Source organism: Stenotrophomonas sp. YJH_SMC_27, assembly GCF_059369815.1.
In genome coordinates this window covers 280,534-301,736 of record NZ_JCAFTA010000003.1, presented here as the reverse complement: position 1 = coordinate 301,736, position 21,203 = coordinate 280,534, and the positions used below count along the sequence as shown (strand labels likewise).

General features: G+C 68.1%; 17 protein-coding genes. 12 read left to right on the top strand and 5 right to left on the bottom strand.

All coding sequences use genetic code 11. The features are described 5' to 3' along the window. Positions 1–116: 116 nt before the first annotated feature. Positions 117–3,920 carry a LamG-like jellyroll fold domain-containing protein gene (locus AC5P7R_RS07350; protein WP_495213809.1) on the top strand — a complete coding sequence of 1,268 codons (3,804 nt, stop codon included), beginning with the start codon at positions 117–119 and terminating at the stop codon, positions 3,918–3,920. 34 nt (positions 3,921–3,954) lie between these two features. Here AC5P7R_RS07350 and AC5P7R_RS07345 read toward each other — a convergent pair whose 3' ends face one another. Genes AC5P7R_RS07345 through AC5P7R_RS07335 form a run of 3 tightly spaced genes read right to left on the bottom strand, consistent with a single transcriptional unit; the run spans position 3,955 to position 7,187 of the window. Further along, the gene (locus AC5P7R_RS07345; protein ID WP_111099263.1) at positions 3,955–4,542 is read right to left on the bottom strand and encodes a cysteine dioxygenase family protein; all 588 of its coding nucleotides are present in this window, start codon (positions 4,540–4,542) and stop codon (positions 3,955–3,957) included. A 51-nt stretch (positions 4,543–4,593) separates the two neighbouring features. Beyond that, positions 4,594–6,216, bottom strand: a complete 1,623-nt coding sequence (locus tag AC5P7R_RS07340) for a carboxylesterase family protein (RefSeq protein WP_207049686.1) — start codon at positions 6,214–6,216, stop codon at positions 4,594–4,596. Then, positions 6,213–7,187, bottom strand: coding sequence for an alpha/beta hydrolase (locus AC5P7R_RS07335; protein WP_478436580.1), 975 nt, complete (start codon positions 7,185–7,187; stop codon positions 6,213–6,215). Before AC5P7R_RS07335 ends, AC5P7R_RS07340 begins: the two co-directional genes overlap by 4 nt. A gap of 174 nt (positions 7,188–7,361) precedes the next feature. Here AC5P7R_RS07335 and AC5P7R_RS07330 point away from each other — a divergent pair, with 174 nt between their 5' ends. From AC5P7R_RS07330 to AC5P7R_RS07290, 9 genes are all read left to right on the top strand, one after another. Then, the gene (locus AC5P7R_RS07330; RefSeq protein WP_019337392.1) at positions 7,362–8,189 is read left to right on the top strand and encodes a 2-keto-4-pentenoate hydratase; all 828 of its coding nucleotides are present in this window, start codon (positions 7,362–7,364) and stop codon (positions 8,187–8,189) included. Between the two features lie 40 nt (positions 8,190–8,229). Further along, on the top strand, positions 8,230–9,231 hold the full coding sequence (locus AC5P7R_RS07325) for a TRAP transporter substrate-binding protein (protein ID WP_021204623.1): 1,002 nt from the start codon (positions 8,230–8,232) through the stop codon (positions 9,229–9,231). A 10-nt stretch (positions 9,232–9,241) separates the two neighbouring features. Continuing rightward, positions 9,242–9,772: a TRAP transporter small permease gene (locus tag AC5P7R_RS07320; RefSeq protein ID WP_031270840.1), complete on the top strand. Its 531-nt coding sequence runs from the start codon at positions 9,242–9,244 to the stop codon at positions 9,770–9,772. 3 nt (positions 9,773–9,775) lie between these two features. Beyond that, positions 9,776–11,059 (top strand): TRAP transporter large permease, encoded by a 1,284-nt coding sequence (locus AC5P7R_RS07315; RefSeq protein WP_005421133.1) that lies wholly within the window; start codon positions 9,776–9,778, stop codon positions 11,057–11,059. A gap of 17 nt (positions 11,060–11,076) precedes the next feature. Continuing rightward, entirely contained in the window at positions 11,077–12,666 is a 1,590-nt protein-coding gene (locus AC5P7R_RS07310; protein ID WP_019337389.1) for a family 43 glycosylhydrolase, read from the top strand. 39 nt (positions 12,667–12,705) lie between these two features. Beyond that, positions 12,706–13,764 carry a LacI family DNA-binding transcriptional regulator gene (locus AC5P7R_RS07305; RefSeq protein WP_019337388.1) on the top strand — a complete coding sequence of 353 codons (1,059 nt, stop codon included), beginning with the start codon at positions 12,706–12,708 and terminating at the stop codon, positions 13,762–13,764. 197 nt (positions 13,765–13,961) lie between these two features. Beyond that, on the top strand, positions 13,962–14,810 hold the full coding sequence (gene kduI, locus AC5P7R_RS07300) for a 5-dehydro-4-deoxy-D-glucuronate isomerase (protein WP_019337387.1): 849 nt from the start codon (positions 13,962–13,964) through the stop codon (positions 14,808–14,810). A gap of 71 nt (positions 14,811–14,881) precedes the next feature. Further along, a complete protein-coding gene (kduD, locus tag AC5P7R_RS07295; protein ID WP_005421125.1) occupies positions 14,882–15,637 on the top strand; it encodes a 2-dehydro-3-deoxy-D-gluconate 5-dehydrogenase KduD in 756 nt (251 codons plus the stop codon). Positions 15,638–15,738: 101 nt separating this feature from the next. Continuing rightward, positions 15,739–16,839: a GDSL-type esterase/lipase family protein gene (locus tag AC5P7R_RS07290; RefSeq protein WP_111104108.1), complete on the top strand. Its 1,101-nt coding sequence runs from the start codon at positions 15,739–15,741 to the stop codon at positions 16,837–16,839. Positions 16,840–16,894: 55 nt separating this feature from the next. On the opposite strand, the gene AC5P7R_RS07285 is transcribed toward AC5P7R_RS07290, so the two are convergent. Together AC5P7R_RS07285 and phhA are read right to left on the bottom strand one after the other, a co-directional pair. Continuing rightward, positions 16,895–17,554: a DMP19 family protein gene (locus AC5P7R_RS07285; RefSeq protein WP_021204626.1), complete on the bottom strand. Its 660-nt coding sequence runs from the start codon at positions 17,552–17,554 to the stop codon at positions 16,895–16,897. 31 nt (positions 17,555–17,585) lie between these two features. Further along, positions 17,586–18,479, bottom strand: coding sequence for a phenylalanine 4-monooxygenase (gene phhA, locus AC5P7R_RS07280; RefSeq protein WP_021204627.1), 894 nt, complete (start codon positions 18,477–18,479; stop codon positions 17,586–17,588). A gap of 125 nt (positions 18,480–18,604) precedes the next feature. On the opposite strand from phhA, the gene AC5P7R_RS07275 reads away from it, so the two are divergent. Beyond that, complete coding sequence (locus tag AC5P7R_RS07275) at positions 18,605–19,087, top strand: Lrp/AsnC family transcriptional regulator (protein ID WP_004153377.1); 483 nt, start codon at positions 18,605–18,607, stop codon at positions 19,085–19,087. Between the two features lie 85 nt (positions 19,088–19,172). After that, on the top strand, positions 19,173–21,170 hold the full coding sequence (locus AC5P7R_RS07270; protein ID WP_021204628.1) for a hypothetical protein: 1,998 nt from the start codon (positions 19,173–19,175) through the stop codon (positions 21,168–21,170). Positions 21,171–21,203: the final 33 nt, after the last annotated feature.

Here is a 21,203-nt window from a genome sequence, read left to right as displayed (position 1 = left end):
ATACGCGCCGCGGTTCGCCATGACCGCTGCTGCGCCGCAAGGTGCCGCTGCGGCGTGGCCTTGCTACGGTCCGGCGGCCCGCCGCCGGCCGTCGCCCGTTGAAAGGAAATGTCTCCATGCCGCACCGCACGACCGTGTCCCGCTGCCTGCTGCTGGCAGTGGCCCTGGCTGCAGGCCCCGCGACGGCCGCCGCCGATGTCCCCACCCTGCTCTTCCATGTGGATGCCAATCACGGCCTGCAGGCCGTGACCGCTCACGGTGAGGCCGTAGCGAACTTTCGCGACAAGGTCGCGGTGGTCGACGACGGCCAGCATGGCAAGGCCATCCAATGGGAAGACGACGGCGTGCTTGCCTGGGACGCGCCGGGCAACATCCTGGCCCAGCGCGGCACGCTGGCCTTCGACTGGCGTTCACGCTACGCGGTGGGTGAAGCGCCGTTCGTGATCTTCCGCGTCGGCTACGCCGACCACAGCAGCTGGGACATGGCCTGGCTGCGCATCGACTGGAACGGGCACGGCTTCGATGCCTTCGTCACCGATGCCAACCTGGCACGCACACGCGTGTCGTTCCGCATGGATGCACTGCCGCGTCCCGACCAGTGGTTGCACCTGGCCTTCGCCTGGGATGAGGACCACGGCGTGCGCCTGTTCATCGATGGCCGCGAAGTGGCGCGCGCGCAGGCCACCGGCAATTACGATGCCGCGCTGGACCAGCTCGGCCTTGCCGGGCGGGTAATGGCACCGTACCAGGTGCAGAGTCGCTACAACTTCCTGCGTGGGAGCGATCTCCAGCACATCCGGGTCTACGACCGCATGCTGGATGCGCCGGCGGTGGCAACGCTGGCGCGCGGCCGCGAGCCAGCCAGCGCCGTGGCGATCGGCGATGGCACGCGCGCCTGGCGCCACCGCTTCGGCTGGGAAGGGGCTGCACCCCCAGCGTTGGCGGCCGGCGGCACCCGCATCCGCAAGATCGAATTCGCCGACACCCGCGACCTGAAGGCGTGGATGTGGAAGGCCACCGATGGCATCGCCGAAACCACCTGGCCGGGCGTGTACAACCGCTCGCGCCTGCCCGGCCGCAATGACTACTTCCAGCTTCCGGACTGGAACACCTATGTGGAAGGCGGCCAGCACCTGGACCTGACCCTGCCGGCCACCGAAACGGTGAACCGGGTGGAGATCCGTGGTGCGGCCTTCGGCACCCTTTCCCACGGGCCCGACGCCGGACATGCCACCGACGTGCTGGTCACGCGCCCGCGCGGCGTGGTGCGCAGCGTCGACGACATTGCCGCGCAGCGCGGCGGCGTGCTGCGTTTCAGCAACGTCGAGCAGGAAACACCGATCCAGGAAATCTGGGCCTACCACGTGAGCAAGGGCACCGAGCCGGAAGGCACGGTGAAGCAGACCTACATCATCGACAGCCGGGCGCTGCCCGACTACACCAACCTGGACGCATTGCGCCGCTACATCGACGGACGTTTCCCGGCCGCCGAACGCAGCACGGTGATGGCGCTGCCGAAGGGCGCTGGTTCCCGCCGCCGGGATGCCGGCACCCTGCCCGCACATCCGCAGCCGATCGTGCACGTGCTGATTCCTTCCGGGGTGGGTGACGCGCCGGCCAACCAGCCGCTGATCCGCAGCTGGGCCTACAGCTGGGAGAACATGCACGACGGCCTGGACGGCGTGGCCATCGACCTTCCCGCGCTGGACCTGCCGCCCACCCACGATGGACTGATCCCGCTGAACATCCGCATCAAGGATCCGATCTGGCCGGCGCGCGACATGATCGATGTATCGGTGTCGGTGCCGCCACGGCAGGCGCGCACGCTGTGGCTGGACCTGCGCGATCGCATCCTCACCCCGGACAGCCTGTGGCTGAGCATCGCCTCGGCCGCACCAGGCTTCGATGCCGATGCCCTCGACGGTGCGCAGGTCCGGCTGGTGTTCAAGCCGCGTGCCGACGCGCTGAAGGAGCACGTGGCCGACCGCTTCAACCAGGTCCGCGACAACTGGGGCTTCCTGGTGGAAGAGCACACCACGTCCAAGCGCCAGCGCCTGTACGCGCGCGTGTACGCGGACCTGAGCGACCTGCTGCGGGTGGATCCGGACCATGAACTCGGCCGCCTGTACTGGAACTACATCAGCTACAACAGCCAGGGCCGCCCGCCCTACACGGCGCCTGCCGTGCCCAGGGGCGTGCCGGCGTGGGCATTCAACCAGGTGCAGGACCTGGCGCAGGTGCGGCAGTTCGTCGACTGGTGGATCGACGAACGGCAGGTGGCCTACGGTGACTTCGGTGGTGGCATTTCGGACGATTCCGACCTGACCCAGCAGTGGCCGGGGCTGGCCCTGATGGGCGTGCAGCCGGATCGATTGAACGCCTCGCTGACCGCGCTGTCCGACGCGGTGTACCGCAACGGCATGTTCAGCAACGGCTTGAGTACCATCGAGACCGACGAGCTGCATTCCTATGAGGAAGGCATCAACACCAACAGCGCCATGCTCTACCTCAACTGGGGCGATCCGCTGACGCTGGAACGCCTGATGGAAACGGTGAAGGCCTTCGACGAGCGCATCATCCTGCGCAACCCGCAGGGCCACCTGCTGTTCTCCAGCAACTGGTTCGGTGGCAACAAGGTCTACCGCGAACCGAACTGGCAGTGGCAGAAGCCGTATTCTTTCCCGGTGCTGCACCCGGCGTTCCTGCTGGGCCAGTACAACGCCGATCCCACCGGCCGCGGGCTGGTGATCGGCCTGGCCGATGGCTATCTGGCCCACGCAGGCAAGGACGACAAGGGACGCTTCACCCTGCCCAACGAGATCAACTGGGCCAGCGGTGCCACCCGCGGCGGCGAGTTGAACAACGGCTCCGGCAGTGGCGACACGATGCACACCTTCTGGGCGGCGTGGCGCTGGAGCGGCGATGCGAAGTACCTGCAGGCACTGGACTACCGCGTGGCCCGTGGCGGTCCGGGCGCACTGGCCAACCTGGGCGAGAACGTCGTGGACGTACTGGGCCGGCAACAGGACTGGTATCCGCTGCTGCGCGCCGAGGCCGACGCGGGAAAAACCGGCTTCGCCAGCCTGATGGCCTGGCAGGCCAGCGGCGACAGGTCATACATCGCCGCCCTGCATGCCGACGGCCTGCAGGCGAAAGTGCAGCGCGCGTACATGAACACCGAGGGCCACTGGTGGTCCGACCGCGTGGAAGCGCCCAGTGAATTCCTCCAGCGCGCACGCCTGGGTGGGATCGCGCTGAAGCGCAACCAGAGTTGGCCCGGCCACACCGTCAGCTGGCGCTTCGACCGCGATGGAGCGGCCGAACAGGTCGCCCTGCTGGTGCATGCGCCGTCGCGTGAACGTTTCACCGTTACCAGCTACAACCTGGGCACGCGCACCATCGGCGCCGACATGACCGGCTGGAACGTGGCCAGCGGGACCTGGCGGATACGCAGCGGCGTGGATGCCGATGGCGATGGCCACATCGACGGCACGCCCGCCGAACGCCGCGTACAGCTGGAAACCAGCGCTTCGGTGGCGCTGCAGTTCCGTCCCGGGCGTACCGAGGTGTTCGAGTTCGAACGCGTGTCCGAGGGAACACCGGTGGAAACACGGCCGGACCTGGGCGTGGGTCGCGGCGACGTACGCATCGACGGCAGCCAGCTGCAGGTGACCGTGCACAGCCTGGGCCATGTCGGCACCGGCGTGGCCGTAGCAATGCTGGAAGACGCGCGCGGTCGCGAGATCGCCCGCACGGACGTGCCGGCACTGGGGGCACCCAGTGACCTGCAGCCGAAGACCGTGCAGGTCTGGCTGCCGTTGCCGGCCGGTGACCGCAGCGGCCTGCGCGTGCGCGTGGCGCTGGCCGACGGTGGCGAGGAAGTGACCCGGCTCAACAACGTGGTCGGCGTGCCGCGATGATGCCTGCATTACGCCGGGCGTGATCCGGCGTGGGTCAGGACGCCTCGGTCTCCAGCCGTTTCATCCGGCGCTGGTACCAGCCATCATCCAATGGCTCGAACACCGCGCTGCGTTCCATCACGCCCTCGTAGACATGCAGCGACACGGCCACGTCCGCGTCGCTGGCGTTGCACAGCGTGTGGTACTCGTGCGGCGGAATCAGGCTGCCGGCACTACCGCAGTGGCCGTACAGCGTGGGCTGGGCGGCAAAGCGATGACGTTCGCCATCCTGTTCAATCAGCGCATAGGGAGTGACGATCAGTTCGCCCTGCCAGACGCCTTCCACGCACCACATCGCATCGTGGTCGTGCAGCGGCGTGCCCTGGCCTGGGCCCCAGCACATGGCGATGACGCTGTAGCCCAGGGTCGGGCTGCGGTGCAGTTCACGGCGTGCGTAATGCCCTTCGACCGGGCGCCGCACGCAGGGGGGCAGCTGGATGGACGGATCGACGATGGCCTCGCGCAGCACCTGCTGCAGCGCACCGGTGATGGCCTCCGGCGTGCCCAGCATCACCGCGGCATCGATCGCAGCGAACAGCCGCTCCCGGCCGGTGAATGACGGTGGCAAGGACATCGTTCCCATGCCCCGACTCTAGCCGAGAGGGGTTAACAGAATGTTTGCACCGCGGTGTCATCACTGCGTGCCGCGCTGCACGAACGGTACTTTTGCATACAGCGCACGTTCGCCGGCACGAGGATCGTCCACCACGCCGCTCTGGCGATCGAACAGCATGGTCTGCCGCCGGGGCAGCGCGTAGGGGGGCCATTGCGGCATTCCGCGATGATTGGGGTCGCCGTTGCGCGCGAAGGCGATCAGTGCGTCGCTCATTGTCGCCGCCAGCGTATGCGCGTCCGCGCCGCCACCGGTGCGTGCGCCGGGCAGGCCGGCGTTGTCGAACACCAGCGGGATGTCCAGCGTGTGGAAGGCGCGCAGCCGGCCTTGCTCCACCGGTGAGCCCCAGTCCAGCTGGTAGGCCCAGGTGGGCGCGGCCCCGCTGGGCTGACGCGCACGCGCTTCCAGCTCCTCCACTGCGCCGCGCCAGGAACGTCCTGCGGTAGTGGCCGCGAAGAACACCTCCGAAGGCGTGTAATGCGGGTACAGGCGCCGGTACTCGGCGATCACCGTCTGCGGCAGCAGATCCACGAACTGCTGGCGTTGCAGCTGTGCCGGCAGCGTCTCCCAGGTCAAGGTGAAGTTGGCCGGATCGTTGCCGAGGAAGGCACGGGTCTCGTCGCGCGTATTGCCGATGACCATCGGAATGCTGGCCGACTGCCGCGGCGCCTGCGGCCAGAACGGATGCACCGGAAGGGAGACTTCGTCCAGTACCGGCCCGAAGTACAGCGACGTGCTTTCCACCCGCGATGGATCGCGGGCACGGGTGGCTGCAAGCAGATCCGTGGCCGGGAGCCGCAGCAGGGCGGACAGGTCCTTTGCACCCACTGCCTCCATTGCGATGGCAGCGCGCTGCGCGGCGGCACGCGGGCCGGCCGCGGTGACCTGCTGCCCGCTCATCGTCCACGCGCGCTGGAACAGGCCGCGTGCCGCCGGCATCGCCATCAGCGTGGCGATCTTGGCGCCGCCCCCGGACTGGCCGAACACGGTGATGTTTCCAGCGTCACCGCCGAAGATCGCCGCGTGCTCGCGCACCCACTGCAGCGCCTGTACCAGGTCGAGCTGGCCGACATTCCCCGACGCGGCGTAGCGTGCGTCGCCAAGTGCGCCCAGGTACAGGTAACCGAAGGTGTTCAGCCGATGATTGAGGGTCACCACCACCACATCGCCGCGGCGGCACAGCGCACTGCCGTCGTACAGCGGATCGCTGCCGGAGCCGTTGTTGAACCCACCCCCGTGTATGTAGACCAGCACCGGGCGGCGGCCGCCATCCCCCAGTGCGGGGGTCCAGACGTTGAGGAACAGGCAGTCTTCGCTGCCGGGGCCTTCCGCGCCGCCCTGCGGTGCGGCCGCGCCATAGTCCAGTGCATCGGCGATCCCGTTCCATGCCGCTTCCCGGCGTGGTGGCTGGAAGCGATGGGTGCCGGTATCGGCGCCGTAGCGCACGCCGCGGAATACCAGCACGCCTTGTTCATGCTGGCCGCGCAGACGCCCCCCGCGCACGCGGACGATCGGCAGGCGTTCGTCGCGTGCAGCGGGCATCGCCGCTGCCGGCAACGTCGCCAGCGTGGCCGTGGCCAACGCCCAGCGCGCGCTGTCGCGCAGGAAACGGCGGCGCTGCAGATCGTCGGGTGCTCCCGTCATCGGCTGCCCTCCGCATCCTTTCCTGCTGTCAGCCATGCCTGCGCCAGCGCTGGCCACTGCGCCAGGGTGGAGCCGGGCTGCAGGCGCATGCCGAAGCCGTGGCCACCATGGGCGAACACATGCAGTTCGTGCTCGACACCCGCCCTGGCCAGCGCCTGCGCCATCACCTCGCTGTTGTGCACGCTGACCACGCGATCGTCGTTGGCATGGATCAGCATCGTCGGCGGCATGTCCGCACGCACGTGCTCCTGCACCGAGTACTGGGTCGCCAATGCGGGGTCAGGGCGCTCGCCCAGCAATCGCCCGCGCGAACCACTGTGCGCATGCGCGCCCATGTCGATGACCGGGTAGACCAGCACCGCCCGTGCCGGGCGCGCGCTCAGCTGATCGATCGCATCGCGTGCGGGATAGACCTGCGCATCGAAGCCGGTGGCCAGCCGCGCAGCCACGTGGCCGCCGGCGGAAAAGCCCATGACCGCCACATTGTCCGCCTCCAGGCCGCGGCGCGCGGCCTGGTCGCGCACGACCCGCAGCGCACGCTGGGCATCGGCCAGCGCCGCCTGGCGGTCCCTGCCCGGCTGCGGCAGGCGGTAGCGAAGCACGAACAGGGTGAAGCCTGCCCGCTGCACCCAGTCCGGCACCAGCGCGCTGCCCTCCTTGTCGATTACCACCCGCTGGTAGCCGCCGCCCGGAATGACCAGCACCGCCTGCCCGTTCGGACGTGGCGGCGCGTGCACGATCATGTATGGCGCATCGATCCCGTCCACGAACCGGTCCGGATGGGCCGGATCGGCGCTGCGCTCAACCACCCGCGCCTTCCGTGCCGGAGCGCTCTGGCCAGGTACCTGGCCGTCCGGCCACAGCGGCAGGCGTTCGCCCGCCACCTCCCCGGCAAGCCGCTGGCCGTCGCGCAGCGGGACGTCGCTGGCACGTGCCGGGGCAAGCGTCAACAGAACGCACAGGAACAGCACAAGAGGGGGCAGACGCATGGCGGACCGGGCTCCAGCGAAGGGTGGGCAGCGTGCCGCAGGCGCCCCGGAAGCGGGTGTGATGCGCTGCGGCTTGCGTGATGACACCGGTTTACCATATACACCTCCTGCAGACGCTGTCGATGGGCAGTGCAACAACGCAGAGGGAGACCGTTCTTGAGCAACGAACACGGCACACAGGGGCAGAGGCCGGCGCCGGACGGTGCAGCCGCCATCGCCCGCGCCTTCACCGATGCACGCCGCGCAGGCAAGGCCCTGCCCGCGTTCCCCGGAGAGATCCCCGTCGATCTGGTGGCTGCCTACCACGTGCAGGACCAGGCCATTGGCCTGTGGAGCGATACGGTGGTCGGCTGGAAGGTGGGTTACATCGCTGCCGAGCGCCGCGACGGCTCCGGCGATGAGCGCCTGCTGGGGCCGATCTTCAAACGTCAGCTCTGGAATGATACCGGTGGAACAACCGACATCCCGGTCTTCGTCGGGGGCTTCGGCGCAGTCGAAGCAGAGTACGTGCTGGAGCTGTTGGAGGACGCGCCGGCCGGACAGCTGGACTGGTCCCCGGAACAGGCCGAAGCGCTGCCTGCGCGCCTCTATATCGGCGTGGAAGTGGCCAGCAGTCCGCTGGCCACCATCAACGAACTTGGTCCGCGCGTGGTGGTGTCCGACTTTGGCAACAACAACGGCCTGGTGCTGGGCCCGGAGATCGTCGACTGGACCGCACGCGACGAAAACTCGCTGCGTGCCGAGACACTGATCGAAGGTGAGGTGGTCGGCACCGGTGGCGCCACCCGCCTGCCCGGTGGCCTGCGCGCGGCCTATGCCTTTGCGCTGTCCCGTTCGGCCCTGCGTGGCCGGCCGCTGCGCAAGGGCGACCTGATCGCCACCGGCAATGCCACCGGCATCCACGATATCGAGGCAGGACAAACGGCGCTGGTGCGCTTTGCCGGCTTCGGTGACATTGCCTGCCGGGCCGTGCCCGCGGGATGACCGCGGGGCTGCCCTGGTGAACACGCGCGGGAGGGCGCAGATGATCACACGACGTAACTTCCTGGCCGGTGGCGCTGCTGCCCTGGCCACCCCGATGCTCGCCGCCTGTGGCCGCGGGCCGGGGGGCGATATGGCCGGTGGCGCGCTGTTGACCGCCACCGACGTGCATGTGGCCGACTACCCTACCGTCACCGCGGTGAAGTGGATCGGCGAAACGCTGCAGCGCGAAACCAACGGTCGCCTGCGCCTGCGCCAGTACCACTCCGGCCAGCTGGGCCGCGAATCCGAGGCGATCGACATGGCGCGCTTCGGTGCCATCGATATCACCCGCGTGTATGCCGGTGCGCTGAACAATGCCTTTCCGCTGACCCAGGCGCTGTGCCTGCCCTACGTGTTCACGTCGGTGGCGCACCAGCGTGCCGCGCTGGATGACGGCGTGGCCGAAGCCGTGCTGCGCGGCTTCCAGGGCCGCGGCCTGGTCGGCCTGGCGATCTACGATTCCGGTGCACGCTGCTTCTACAACACCAAGCACCCCATCGTTTCGCCCAAGGACCTGCACGGCCTGAAGCTGCGCGTCGCCTCATCGGACATCTTCATCCAGCTGATGCGCCTGCTCGGCGCCAATCCGACGCCGATGTCGCTGGGCGACACGTTCTCCGGGATGGAAACCCACATGATCGACGGCGCCGAGAACAACATGCGCAGCTTCCATTCCAGCCGCCACTTCGAAGCGGCGCACTACTGGTCGCAGAGCGACCATTCGTACGCGCCGGATGTGTTGCTGATGTCGCGCGCCAGTTTCGAACGCCTGTCGCCTGACGACCGCCAGCTGCTGCTGCAGACCGCGCGCGCGTCGGTGAAGGTGATGCGCGAGCAGTGGGATGCGTCGGAGGACGCCGCACGCCGCGCCGTCCTGGCCTATGGGGTGAAAGCCAACGAGGTGGACATGCCCGCCTTCCGCACCGCCGCCCAGCCGCTGCTGCAGCAGTACCTGCAGCAGCCGGAGATTGCCGCGCTGGTCGACCGCATCCGCGCCGCCTGAGGACACTGCCATGATCGAGACGACGACGCCCGCCACCGGGCCTGGCCAGCGCCTGCTGGACCGCATCGCCGACATCGCCATCTACGGCGCCGTTGCTGCCCTGCTGGGGCTGGTGGTGGTGCAGGGCTGGCAGGTGTTCGCGCGCTACGTGATCAACGATTCGCCCAGCTGGACCGAGCCGGTCACGCTGCTGCTGCTGGCCACGGCGATGAGCCTGGGCGCCGCCTGCGGTGTGCACACCAACCGCCACTTCGGCTTCTTCCTGCTGCATGCCTGCCTGGGCCCCGGCCTGCGCCGTGCGGTGGACGTGCTGGTGCAGCTGGTGGTGGCGGTGCTGGGAGGCTTCATCGCCTTCTGGTCGGGTGATCTGCTGCTCGACGGCCTGGACATCAAGACCGCCGGCGCCGATCTGCCGCAGAGCATCAACTACCTGCCACTGGCGGTGGGCGGCGGGCTGATGCTGCTGTTCGCGCTGAACCGTGCGTGGAACGCGCTGCAGGCCCGCGCCACCGGCGCCGAAGACGCTGAAGGAGATCGTTGATCCATGGGTATCACCATCCTGTTCTCCGTGTTTGCCGTGCTGCTGCTGCTCGGCGTGCCGGTGGCCTACGCGCTGGCCGCTGCCGCGCTGGCCACCCTGCTCTACCTGGATATCCCCAGCATCGTGCTGGTGCAGCAGATCTCGGCCGGTACCGGCTCGGCCTCGCTGATCGCCATTCCGTTGTTCATCTTCGCGGGCGAGATCATGATGCGCGGCGGCATCTCCGAGCGCCTGATCGCCCTGGCCTCGTCGCTGGTGGGGCGCTTGCGCGGTGGCCTCGGCCAGGTCTCGATCCTGTCCTCGCTGTTCTTCGGCGGCGTGTCCGGCTCGGCCATCGCCGACGTTTCGGCGGTCGGCGGCACGATGATCCCGCAGATGGTCAAGCGCGGCTACGACCGCGATTTCGCCGTCAACGTCAGCATCACCGCCGCGCTGGTGGCGCTGCTGGTGCCTCCGTCGCACAACCTGATCCTGTTCTCCGCTGCCGCCGGCGGGGGCCTGTCCATCGCCGACCTGTTCGCCGCCGGCATTGTCCCTGCGCTGCTGATGACGCTGGCGCTGATGGTCACCGGCTATGCGGTCGCACGTCGCCGCGGCTATGGCGTGGAGGTCTTTCCCGGCTGGCGTGCCGTGGCCCTGCGCATCGTCTCCGCCCTGCCCGGCCTGGGCCTGGTCGCGCTGATCTTCATCGGTATCCGTGCCGGCATCTTCACCGCAGTGGAAAGCGCAGCCATCGCCGTGGTCTACGCCTTGCTGGTGACCACCGTGCTGTACCGGCAACTGCGCTGGCGCGAGTTCTTCGACACCGTCATCCACGCTGCGCGCAGCACGGGCGTGATCCTGTTCGTGATCGCCACCGCTGCCGTGTTTGGCTGGCTGCTGGCCTACCTGCAGGTGCCCGCAGCCGCCGTCGAGTTCCTGCAGTCGTTCGCGCACAGCCAGTTCATGGTGCTGCTGATGATCGTGGTGATGCTGCTGCTGCTGGGCACCTTCATGGACCTGGCGCCGATGATCCTGATCTGCACGCCGATCTTCCTGCCGGTGGCGCGCGCCTACGGCATCGATCCGATCCACTTCGGCCTGGTGCTGGTGCTCACCGGTGGCCTGGGTCTGGTCACGCCCCCGGTGGGCTCGGTGCTGTTCATCGGCACGGCCATCGGCAAGATCAGCGTGGGCCAGAGCATGCGCACGATCTGGCCGTTCTGGTTCGCCGCGCTCGCCGTGCTGCTGGTCGTGGCCTTCTTCCCCTCACTGTCGTTGTGGCTGCCCGCCGCGCTGCGCGGCTGAGCCACGAGGAGACTGCCATGCGTGCACTGTGTATCGCCGCCACCATCACTCTGCTTGTGCTGTTGCTGCCGGCACGGCCTGCACCCGCGGCGGAGCCCGCGCGCGCGCCGGCGCAGTGGGCGCGGGGGCTGGAACACCAGCGCCAGGCGGACCGGGGCGATGGCACGTTCCTCAATCCGGTGCTGGCCGGTGACCATCCGGATCCCTCGGTGCTCAAGGACGGGGACGATTACTACCTCACGCTGTCGTCGTTCGACGCCTACCCCGGCCTCCCGATCTGGCACTCGCGCGACCTGGTGAACTGGCAGCCGCTGGGACATGCGGTCACTCGCAACGTGGGGGCGATCTGGGCGCCGGACATCGTCAAGCATCGGGGGCGCTACTTCATCTACTTCCCGGCCCGCACCGGCGAGCGCCGCAGCAACTTCGTGGTCTGGGCCGATGACATCAAGGGCCCGTGGAGCGCGCCGATCGACATCGGCCTGGGTGGCTACATCGATCCCGGCCATGCAGTGGGTGAAGACGGCAAGCGCTACCTGTTCCTCAGTGGCGGTGATTACGTGCAGCTGGCCGACGACGGGTTGAGCGTGGTCGGCACGCCGAAACACGTCTATGACGGCTGGCGCTACCCGCAGGACTGGGACGTTGAGGCCTACGCGCAGGAAGGCCCGAAGATCCACGTCCGCGACGGCTGGTACTACATGACCACGGCAGTGGGCGGCACCGCCGGTCCGCCGACCGGGCACATGGTGATCACCGCGCGCTCGCGTTCGATCCACGGACCATGGGAGAACGCGCCCAACAACCCGATTACGCGCACGCAGTCGGCGGCCGAGCCCTGGTGGTCACGCGGCCACGCGACGGTGATCGAAGGGACCGATGGACGCTGGTGGATGATGTACCACGGGTACGAGAACGGCTTCTGGACGCTGGGTCGGCAGGCCCTGCTCGAACCGATCGAATGGACCGCTGACGGCTGGTTCCGGGCCACGGGCGGAGACCTTGGTCAGCCACTGCGCAAGCCGGCCGGACAGGCGCTGTCGCCGCATGGCATGGCGCTGTCGGATGATTTCCGCGGCAGCACGCTTGGCCCGCAGTGGGCGTTCTTCAACCCGGCGCAGGATGAGTACCGCCGGCTGGGTTTCAGTGGCAACGGCCTTGTCCTGCAGGGCAAGGGCAGCACGCCGCGCGACGCCTCGCCGCTGACCACCATCGCCGGCGACCGGGCCTATCAGTTCGAGGTGGAGATGGAGATCGCCCCCGGTGCCGTGGGCGGCGCGCTGCTGTTCTACAGCGACCGGCTGTACGCGGGCGTGGGCAGCAACGGCGAGTCGTTCATCATGCATCGCTACGGCGAGGAGCGCCCTGCCCGACCGGCCCCGGGCCGCGGCGGCCGGCTGTGGTTGCGGGTGACCAACAACCGCCACATCGTCACCTTCCACTCCAGCACCGACGGGCACACTTGGCAGAAGTATCCGGTTCAGATGGAAGTGTCCGGTTACCATCACAATGTCGCGGGCAGGTTCCTGGCGTTGAAGCCGGCGCTGTATGCGGCCGGCGACGGTGCGGTAACCTTCCGCAACTTCCGCTACCGCGCGCTGGACTGAGCGCGGAGCCGGAATCCCCAGACTTACCGGGTTCAAAACATGTCAGTGCGCAACAAGAACGATGCCGCTACGCCGGCATTGGCGAAGGGCAAGGCAGCCACCATCAACGACATCGCGCGACTGTCGGGTGTATCCAAGAAAACGGTTTCAAGAATCATCAACAACTCGCCACTGGTGCGCAAGGACACGCGCGACAAGGTGGAAGCGTTGATGCGTGAAGTGGGCTATACGCCCGATCCACTGGCCCGCGGGCTGGCGTTCCGCCGCTCCTTCCTGATCGGCATGGTCTACGACAACCCCACCGCGCAGTACATCGTGGACATGCAGTACGGCGCGCTGGATGCATTGCGTGGATCCAGTTTCGAGCTGGTGGTGCATCCCTGTGACAGCCGCAGCCCCGGCTACATCGAAGGCGTGCGTCGCTTCGTGCAGCAGCAGAAGCTGCACGGCGTGATCCTGGTGCCGCGTGCCTCGGAAGACCAGGCGCTGGCGGACATGCTCGATGAGATCGGCTGCCGGTTTACCCGCGTGGCAGCGCTGCCGCTGGACGAAAGCTCGCAGATGGTGGTCACCCATGACCGCGATGGTGCGGCCGAAGCCGCCGACTACCTGCTCTCGCTCGGCCACCGTGACATTGCCCTGGTGACCGGTCCCAGCGCCTACCGTTCGGCCCATGAACGTACCGCCGGCTTCATCGACGCACTGTCGCAACGCGGTATCGAGCTGCCGAAGGACCGCATCATCGAGGCCGGCTACACCTTCGAATCCGGTGTCGCCGCTGCCGAGAAACTGCTGCTGGGCAAGCGCCGCCCGACCGCCATCTTCACCGGCAACGATGAAATGGCCGCCGGTATCTACAAGGTGGCGCTGCGCGCGGGCATCAACATTCCGCGCCAGCTGTCCATTGTCGGCTATGACGACAGCCCGCTTGCCTCGCGCCTGTGGCCCTCGCTGACCTCGGTGCGCCGGCACACGCGCGATACCGGACGCACCGCCGCGGCGATGCTGATCCAGCCCGAAGGCCAGGCCGCGCTGCCCATTGCCAGCGTGCGGCCGCACCTGATCGTCCGCGATTCCTGCCAGCCGCCGGAGGATTGATCCCCAAGGATCAATCCTGCAGGTCACGACCTCTGGTCGTGACACGCCCCTGCCCCATCCACCCGATCCACCCCGCCATGCCCGGGCCATCCCGGCATCGTGCGACGCAAAATGACACCGGTTTCCTGTCTGGCTAGAATCGACCGTGAACCGCGCCGGGGCCGACCCGTCGGCCCGCCCCCCGCTCTGGAGACGCCATGTACAGCAAGACCCATTACGCCACCCATCCCGATGCCATCCACGGTGCCAGCAACGACCAGCTGCGTGACCTGTACCTGCTCGATGGCCTGTTCAACGCCGGTGCCGTGACCCTCAAGTACACCCACTACGAGCGCTTCGTGATTGGTGGCGCCGCCCCGGTGGACGCACCGCTTGCGCTGCCCACCCAGACCGAACCCGCTTCGGCCGCAGGCCACCCGTTCCTGGAGCGCCGGGAACTGGGCGTGATCAACGTCGGCAGCGGCACCGGTACGGTCACCGTGGATGGCACCGGCTACACGCTGGGTCCGAAGGACGGTCTGTACGTGGCCATGGGCAGCAAGGAGGTCGTGTTCGCCTCGCAGGACGCCGCCAACCCCGCCCAGTTCTATCTGGCCTCGACCCCGGCCCATGCCCGCTTCGAAACCAGGCAGCTGTCCATCAAGGACGCCGTTGCACTGGACCGCGGCGCGCTGGAAACCAGCAACGAGCGCACCATCTACCAGTACATCGTGCCGGCCACCTGCCAGTCCTCGCAGCTGCTGCTGGGCCTGACCGTGCTCAAGCCGGGCAGCGTGTGGAACACCATGCCGCCGCACCTGCACGACCGTCGCAGCGAGGTCTACTTCTACTTCGACCTGGGTGACAGCGACCGCGTCTACCACTTCATGGGCGAGCCGGCCGCGCAGCGTCACATCGTGATCCAGAACAACGAAGCGGTCGTGTCGCCGCCGTGGTCGATCCACATGGGCGCCGGCACCAGCAACTACGCCTTCATCTGGGCGATGGGTGGCGAGAACCTGGACTACACCGACATGCACGTGCTGGACATCTGCCAGCTCAAGTAAGCCCGCCTGGCCGCCGCGCACCGTGTGCCGGCCGTCGACACCGCTCGTCTCTATCAAGGAACGCATACGCAATGGCTAATCCCTTCAGCCTGGAAGGCAAGGTCGCTCTGGTAACCGGTGGCAATACCGGTCTGGGCCAGGGCATCGCCGTGGCACTGGCCGCCGCTGGTGCCGACGTCGCCGTGGCCGGCATCGCCCCGCCCACCGATACCATCGAAAAGATCACCGCGCTGGGCCGCCGCTGCCTGGCCATCGAAGCCAACCTGATCAGCATCGAGCCGGTGGCGCGCGTGGTCCGCGAGACCATCGAAGGCCTGGGCGGGTTGGACATCCTGGTCAACAACGCCGGCCTGATCCGCCGCGCCGATGCGGTGGACTTCAGCGAGCAGGACTGGGACGACGTGATGAACGTCAATCTCAAGTCCGCGTTCTTCATTTCGCAGGCCGCCGGCCGCCACTTCATCGAACAGGGCCACGGCAAGATCATCAACATCGCTTCGATGCTGTCCTTCCAGGGCGGTATCCGCGTGCCGTCGTACACCGCCAGCAAGAGCGGCATCGCCGGCATCACCCGGCTGCTGGCCAACGAGTGGGCGGGCAAGGGCATCAACATCAATGCCATCGCCCCGGGCTACATGGCCACCGACAACACCGCCCAGCTGCGCGCCGACGAAGCGCGCAACAAGGCGATCCTGGAGCGCATCCCGGCTGGTCGCTGGGGCACGCCGGATGACCTGGCCGGTGCGGCGGTGTTCCTGGCCTCGTCGGCGTCGGATTACATCAACGGCGCCGTGCTGCCGGTCGATGGTGGCTGGCTGGCGCGCTGACGCGTGATCCGCGGTAGTGCCGGCCGCTGGCCGGCGTCCTGGCAATGCTTCCGCCGTTCATGAGGTTGCCGGGCAGCGGCCGGCACTACCGGAGACCGGACATGCGCACCCTGTTGCCTTTGTTGTTGCTGCTGTCGTGCACCACCGCGCAGGCGGCGCCCGTGCGGGTCTTCATTGCCGGTGACTCCACTGCGGCCGCATACGGCCCCGAGCGCGCGCCGCAGGCCGGCTGGGGCCAGGCGCTGCAGAGCTACCTGGACCCGGCGCGCTTGGAGGTGCACAACCACGCCAAGGGCGGGCGCAGCACGCGCAGTTTCATCGAGGAAGGGCGCCTGGAGGCCATCGCCGCCGAGCTGCGCCAAGGCGAGGTTCTGCTGATCCAGTTCGGCCACAACGATGCGAAGTTCGAAGACCGCACGCGCTACACCGATCCGGACAGCGACTACCCACGCCTGCTGATGCGTTACGTACAGGTGGCCCGCGCAAAGGGCGCCACGCCGGTGCTGGTCACGCCGGTGGCGCGGCTGCTGTACGACTTCGGTTCACTGCTGGATACGCATGGCCGCTACACGCAGTCGATGAAGGCGTTGGCCGCGCGCGAGCAGATTGCGCTGATTGATCTGAATGACCGCAGCATGCGCTGGATCCGCGCGCTGGGTGAGGAGGGCGCGCGACCCTACTTCCTGTTCGTGCCCGAACAGAACAAGGCCGACGGCACCCATTTAAGCGTGGCCGGCGCACATGCGGTGGCCTGCCTGGTATTGCACGAGGCGGTGCCGCTGCTACCCGCGCTGCAGCCGGCGCTGGTGCGGGATATCGACTGCGACGTGGTGGCGGAAGGGCAGGGTAGCGACCCAGCCCTGCCCTCGCAGGTGGTGCACGAAGACAGTGTTGTGCGCACGCAAGCAGGCCCGCACGGCGGTGCCGGCCCGACCACGGCGTATCCGCTCTTCGCCGATGCCGAAGGGCTGCCGTTCGTGCTGCGCAAGCGTGTGCTGCACAAAGGCGCGGGCATCGGCCTGCATCCGCAGCACAAGGACGAGATCTATTACATCGTCAGTGGGCAGGGCAGTTATGTGCTGGATGGCAGGCAGTACGACGTGCACGCCGGGCACGCGCTGCTGACCCGCAAGGGCAGCCACCATGCGCTGCAGCAGGTGGGTGAGGAGGATCTGGTGGTGCTGCTGGTGTACCCGCGCTGATAGAAACGTAGCCGAGCATGGGCTCGGCTCTACAGAACAGCGCCGGCGTGCATGGTCATCGTCGTTCGACAGGCTCCGGGCCGAAGTGCTTCAGCCCCAACCTGGCCAGGTCTTCCGGTCGCTCGAAATAGGCTTCGTCGAAGGCGTGCAGCGCCTCCTGCTCCTGTTCGGTCATCGCGCCGTACAGGTCGGTCAGTTGCTTGACCGCCGGGTCATCTTCCAGCCGGTCGACCAGCCCGCGCATGCCGGCCAGGATCGCGTGGGTCTTCGCCGCGCCCATCGCCTGCAGCGCACGCAACGCCAGCTGGCAGGTCGGGTCGCCCCAGTTGCACAGGAACTGCATGAAGCCGCCGTTGTTGATGTCGGCCTCCATGCGCCACAGCGCCACCAGCTGCTGGTCTTCGTCGGACAGCGCATCCAGCGTCCACGCGGCTGCCTTCAGTCGCGCCAGCGCGGCCTCGTAGCGGTCATCCCAGACCTGGTTGAGGATATCGACCACGCCAGCCTCGCGCGCCGGCAGCAGCGCCGGCCAGTTCACGCCCAGGCCATCGGCGGTGGCGACCCACCGCGCGCGTTGCCCTGCATCGGCTTCGAACAACGCAGGTACCCAGCGCAGCGGCTGGCGGGTACGGCGGCCATCGGCCAGGGTCAGCAGGATGAAGTCGTCGTCGAAAGCGACATCGGTTACGCGCAGCGAAGCAAATGCATCAGTCATGCCGTGCAGGATAGCCGCGCGGCAGCGCGCATCACACGTCGCCGCCGTCCGCCCAGCCTTCACCCGTGCCGGCCTGGAACACGTGATCGTCAGCCTGCACGTCACCGGCAGGCAGGTGCGCCTGGTCGGCCAGTGCCGCGTAGATCGGGGTGAAGTCCGGCGACGTCGCCTGCATCAGCTGTTCAAAGCTGTCGATGACGAAGTAGGTCTTCTGGAAGGTGTCGATGCGGTACTTCGTTCGCATGATCCGCTGCAGGTCGAAACCGATGCGGTTGGGTGCGGCCGATTCCAGCGAGTACAGCGACTCGCCCTTGGACGACACGATGCCGGCACCGTAGATGCGCAGGCCGTCGAGCGTGTCGATCAGGCCGAACTCCACCGTGTACCAGTACAGGCGGGTGAGGTTCTGCAGCGCGTCCGGGCCGATCGCGTGGGCTTTGACGCCGCCACGGCCATAGGCCTCCATGTAGTCGGCGAACACCGGGTTCATCAGCAGCGGCACATGGCCGAACAGGTCGTGGAACAGGTCCGGCTCGGCGATGTAGTCGATCTGGTCCGGGCGACGGATCCACCAGGTCACGGGAAAGCGGCGGTTGGCCAGGTGGTCGAAGAAATCCAGTTCCGGCAGCAGGCCTTCGACGCCGACCAGGGTCCAGCCGGTGGCCGCGCCCAGCACTTCGTTGAGCTGGTCGAAGCGCGGAATCATGTGCGCGTTCATGCCCATCTCGTCCTGCGCGTCCAGGAATTCCTGGCAGGCACGGCCGACCAGCAGCTCGCGCTGGCGCTGGTACAGCGTGCTCCAGGTGGCGTGGTCGTCGGCGCTGTAGGTGTCCCACGGCTGCTCGACGAGCGCGGTGGTGTACACCGGCACGTAGCCCTTGTCGGTCTGCTGGTGTTCGACGCGGCGGGGCTGGGCGAGGTCCATGGGGCACTCCTTGAAGGGATAGCCACGATGCTAGGGCAGGGCGCGCGCAACAGGGTTGCAAAAGTTGCGCCGATTGGCATTGTTGGCGCAATATCCTTGCGCAGTCACCATGTTGCGGAGCAGCAATGGCCGGAGAAGTCCAGTTTGATCGCACGGATATACGCCTGCTGGCTGAAATCCAGCGGGATGGGCGCGCCACCAACGCGGAGCTGGCGACTCGGGTGAACCTGTCGCCCTCGGCCTGCCTGCGCCGCCTGCAGCGGCTGGAAAGCGAGGGCGTGATCGTCGGCTACGGCGCGCGGCTGGAGCCGCGGCAGCTGCGCCTGGGCCTGCAGGCCTTCGTGCGCGTGCAGTTGGAAAAGCACGACCAGGCCGCCATCGGCCACTTCGTGGACAGCGTGCAGGGCTGGGACGAGGTGGTGGCCTGCCATGCGCTGACCGGCGACATGGACTACCTGCTGCACGTCTACGTGCGCGACCTGGAGCACTTTTCGCACTTCCTGCTGGACCGCCTGCTCAACGCCGGCGGCGTGGCCGACGCCAATTCCAGCTTCGTGCTGCGCACGGTGAAGGGTTTCCAGGCATTGCCGTTGTCGCAGCTGGAATGAGCGCAGCGGCGATTTGACGCGGCCGGGCGGGTAGCCGAGCATCACCGCCCTGCGCGCGCCGCAGCGTTCCTTTCCGGTTCCACGCATGTCCGAACTCCAGCACCCGGTGCCCACCACCATCTTCCTGCCGCTGCAGCGCAAGTCGCTGGCACGTTACATCGCTCACGGCACGCCGCCGCAGACGGCAGTGGAGCAGGCCGGGCTGATGGCCGCGCAGTTGTGCCGGACGCGCCTGCATCCAGCGGCCGAGATCGAACGCCTGCTGCATGATGCCTGCGCGCTGTTTGCCGGCAACGAAGGCGCCGCCGCGGAGCTGGCCGGCCCCGGTGGCGGAGGCCAGCCGGAGCTGGATGCCTGGCTGACCGCATTGGCCGCCCACGGCGTGCTGCTGGCGCCGGCGCAGATCCTGCAGGACGTCATCGCGCAGTCGCCACTGGAGTATCCGGGCCTGGCCCTGCAGCAGGCCTGCCAGGAAACCCTGACCGAGCATGAGATCCGCTTTCCCGCCACCTTTTCCAGTGACGAGGCGCTCACGCAGGATGACGTGGCCGCCGAGGACGCGCGTGCGGTCGAACACCATGGCCTGTACACCTCCGAGCAGGCCCGCGTGCTGCGCGCCATCGCCGCCAACCCCGATGAGCTGATCGACCTCGATGGCTATGCCGGCACCGGCAAGGGCCACCTGGTGCTGGCGCTGATGGAGGCGCGGCCCGGCCGCTACACCTACGTGGCGCCCTCGCGTGGGCAGGTGGAAGCCTTCCGCAGCCGCGTGCCGGCCAGCACCGCGGTGCGCCTGCTGACCCAGATCGAGTTCGCCAACCGCGTGGCGCAGCATGCCGCGCGCAGCGGCCACACCGGTGGCTTCGTTGCCAGCTACCGGCGCAGCACCCGCACGCCGCGCGAGATTGCCGGCCGCATCGGCCTGCAGGGCATCGGTGGGCGCAGCCCGGAGCAGGTGCTGCTGACTGCGTTCGAGGCCATCAACCGTTGGTGCGCGTCGTCGGCACCGGGCTTGGCGTTCCAGCATTTCGACCGTTCGGTGCCCGCCGCGATGCTCGACGTGTCACCGTACATGGCGGCTGCCGAGCACGTCTGGCGCTGCATGTTCGACGCCGAGCTGCAGCGGGGCACGCTGCTGAGCCTCAGCCCGGCGCACATCGGCAAGTGGTTGGCACTGCGCGGCGTTACCCCGCCGCTGGACATGGGCATGCTGCTGGTGGACGAGGCGCATGACCTCAGCCCGTCGTGGAAGCAGTTGCTGGCCGGCCATGCGCCTGGCGTGGTCAGTCTGGGCGATCCGCATCAGTGCCTGTCCGGCACGGTGCCGCGCTGGGGCGCGTCGAAGGTGCTGGAAATGCACCAGTCGGTGCGCCAGGGCAACCAGGTCGAGGGCCTGGTCAACCAGACCCTGGCGCTGGATGGACTGGGCCAGGACAGTGGGCCGTTCGTCGGTGCCGCCGACCGCGCCACCGGTGTGCTGCATTACCGCCACTGGGCGCAGGTACCAAGCGAGGGCCTGCGCATCCATGGCAGCGTCGCCGATCTGGCCCTCGATGCGGCGCAGCTGCAGGCGCTCGGGCTGCGGCCCTACCTGCATCCGGCATCGCTGCGCGCGCTGCGCGGTGTGTTGCAGCGCCCGCTGGATGCGTGGCGCCGTCGCCACGCCAGCGCATCGGACCCGGAGTGGGAGCGCTTCCTGGCCACGCAGGCCGACGAAGGGCAGGGCGCGCTGGTCGAACTGTTTGCGTCTGCCGATCGGGTGCAGTCACTGCTGCAGGCGCTCGATGACCAGGACACGCCCGCTGAAGGGCGGGTGGCGCTGTGCCTGGCCGAACACGCGAAGAACCTGCAGTTCGACGTGGTCTCACTGTCACCCGGTTGCTTCAGTGCGGGGCAGGGCGGGCGCATCTGGCACAACCCGGTGCGCGCGGTCTATCTGGCACTCACCCGTGCGCGACGCCAGCTGCATGTGCCGGCCGATGGCATGGAACAACTGCAGCACACGGCGACACTGCAGGAGCAGGCCCGTCAGGCGCGCAGGCGCGAGCGGCAGCAGGCCAGCGGTTACCGGCCTGCGCGCTAGAACGCGCGCGTCGCTGTCTGGCAGCGACACGCC

Excerpts from the sequence above, each read along its gene's own strand:
- AC5P7R_RS07350 (WP_495213809.1), top strand. The coding sequence starts at position 117 with ATGCCGCACCGCACGACCGTGTCCCGCTGCCTGCTGCTGGCAGTGGCC.
- AC5P7R_RS07345 (WP_111099263.1), bottom strand. The coding sequence starts at position 4,542 with ATGGGAACGATGTCCTTGCCACCGTCATTCACCGGCCGGGAGCGGCTG.
- AC5P7R_RS07340 (WP_207049686.1), bottom strand. The coding sequence starts at position 6,216 with ATGACGGGAGCACCCGACGATCTGCAGCGCCGCCGTTTCCTGCGCGAC.
- AC5P7R_RS07325 (WP_021204623.1), top strand. The coding sequence starts at position 8,230 with ATGATCACACGACGTAACTTCCTGGCCGGTGGCGCTGCTGCCCTGGCC.
- AC5P7R_RS07320 (WP_031270840.1), top strand. The coding sequence starts at position 9,242 with ATGATCGAGACGACGACGCCCGCCACCGGGCCTGGCCAGCGCCTGCTG.
- AC5P7R_RS07315 (WP_005421133.1), top strand. The coding sequence starts at position 9,776 with ATGGGTATCACCATCCTGTTCTCCGTGTTTGCCGTGCTGCTGCTGCTC.
- AC5P7R_RS07310 (WP_019337389.1), top strand. The coding sequence starts at position 11,077 with ATGCGTGCACTGTGTATCGCCGCCACCATCACTCTGCTTGTGCTGTTG.
- AC5P7R_RS07305 (WP_019337388.1), top strand. The coding sequence starts at position 12,706 with ATGTCAGTGCGCAACAAGAACGATGCCGCTACGCCGGCATTGGCGAAG.
- kduI (WP_019337387.1), top strand. The coding sequence starts at position 13,962 with ATGTACAGCAAGACCCATTACGCCACCCATCCCGATGCCATCCACGGT.
- kduD (WP_005421125.1), top strand. The coding sequence starts at position 14,882 with ATGGCTAATCCCTTCAGCCTGGAAGGCAAGGTCGCTCTGGTAACCGGT.
- AC5P7R_RS07290 (WP_111104108.1), top strand. The coding sequence starts at position 15,739 with ATGCGCACCCTGTTGCCTTTGTTGTTGCTGCTGTCGTGCACCACCGCG.
- AC5P7R_RS07285 (WP_021204626.1), bottom strand. The coding sequence starts at position 17,554 with ATGACTGATGCATTTGCTTCGCTGCGCGTAACCGATGTCGCTTTCGAC.
- phhA (WP_021204627.1), bottom strand. The coding sequence starts at position 18,479 with ATGGACCTCGCCCAGCCCCGCCGCGTCGAACACCAGCAGACCGACAAG.
- AC5P7R_RS07275 (WP_004153377.1), top strand. The coding sequence starts at position 18,605 with ATGGCCGGAGAAGTCCAGTTTGATCGCACGGATATACGCCTGCTGGCT.
- AC5P7R_RS07270 (WP_021204628.1), top strand. The coding sequence starts at position 19,173 with ATGTCCGAACTCCAGCACCCGGTGCCCACCACCATCTTCCTGCCGCTG.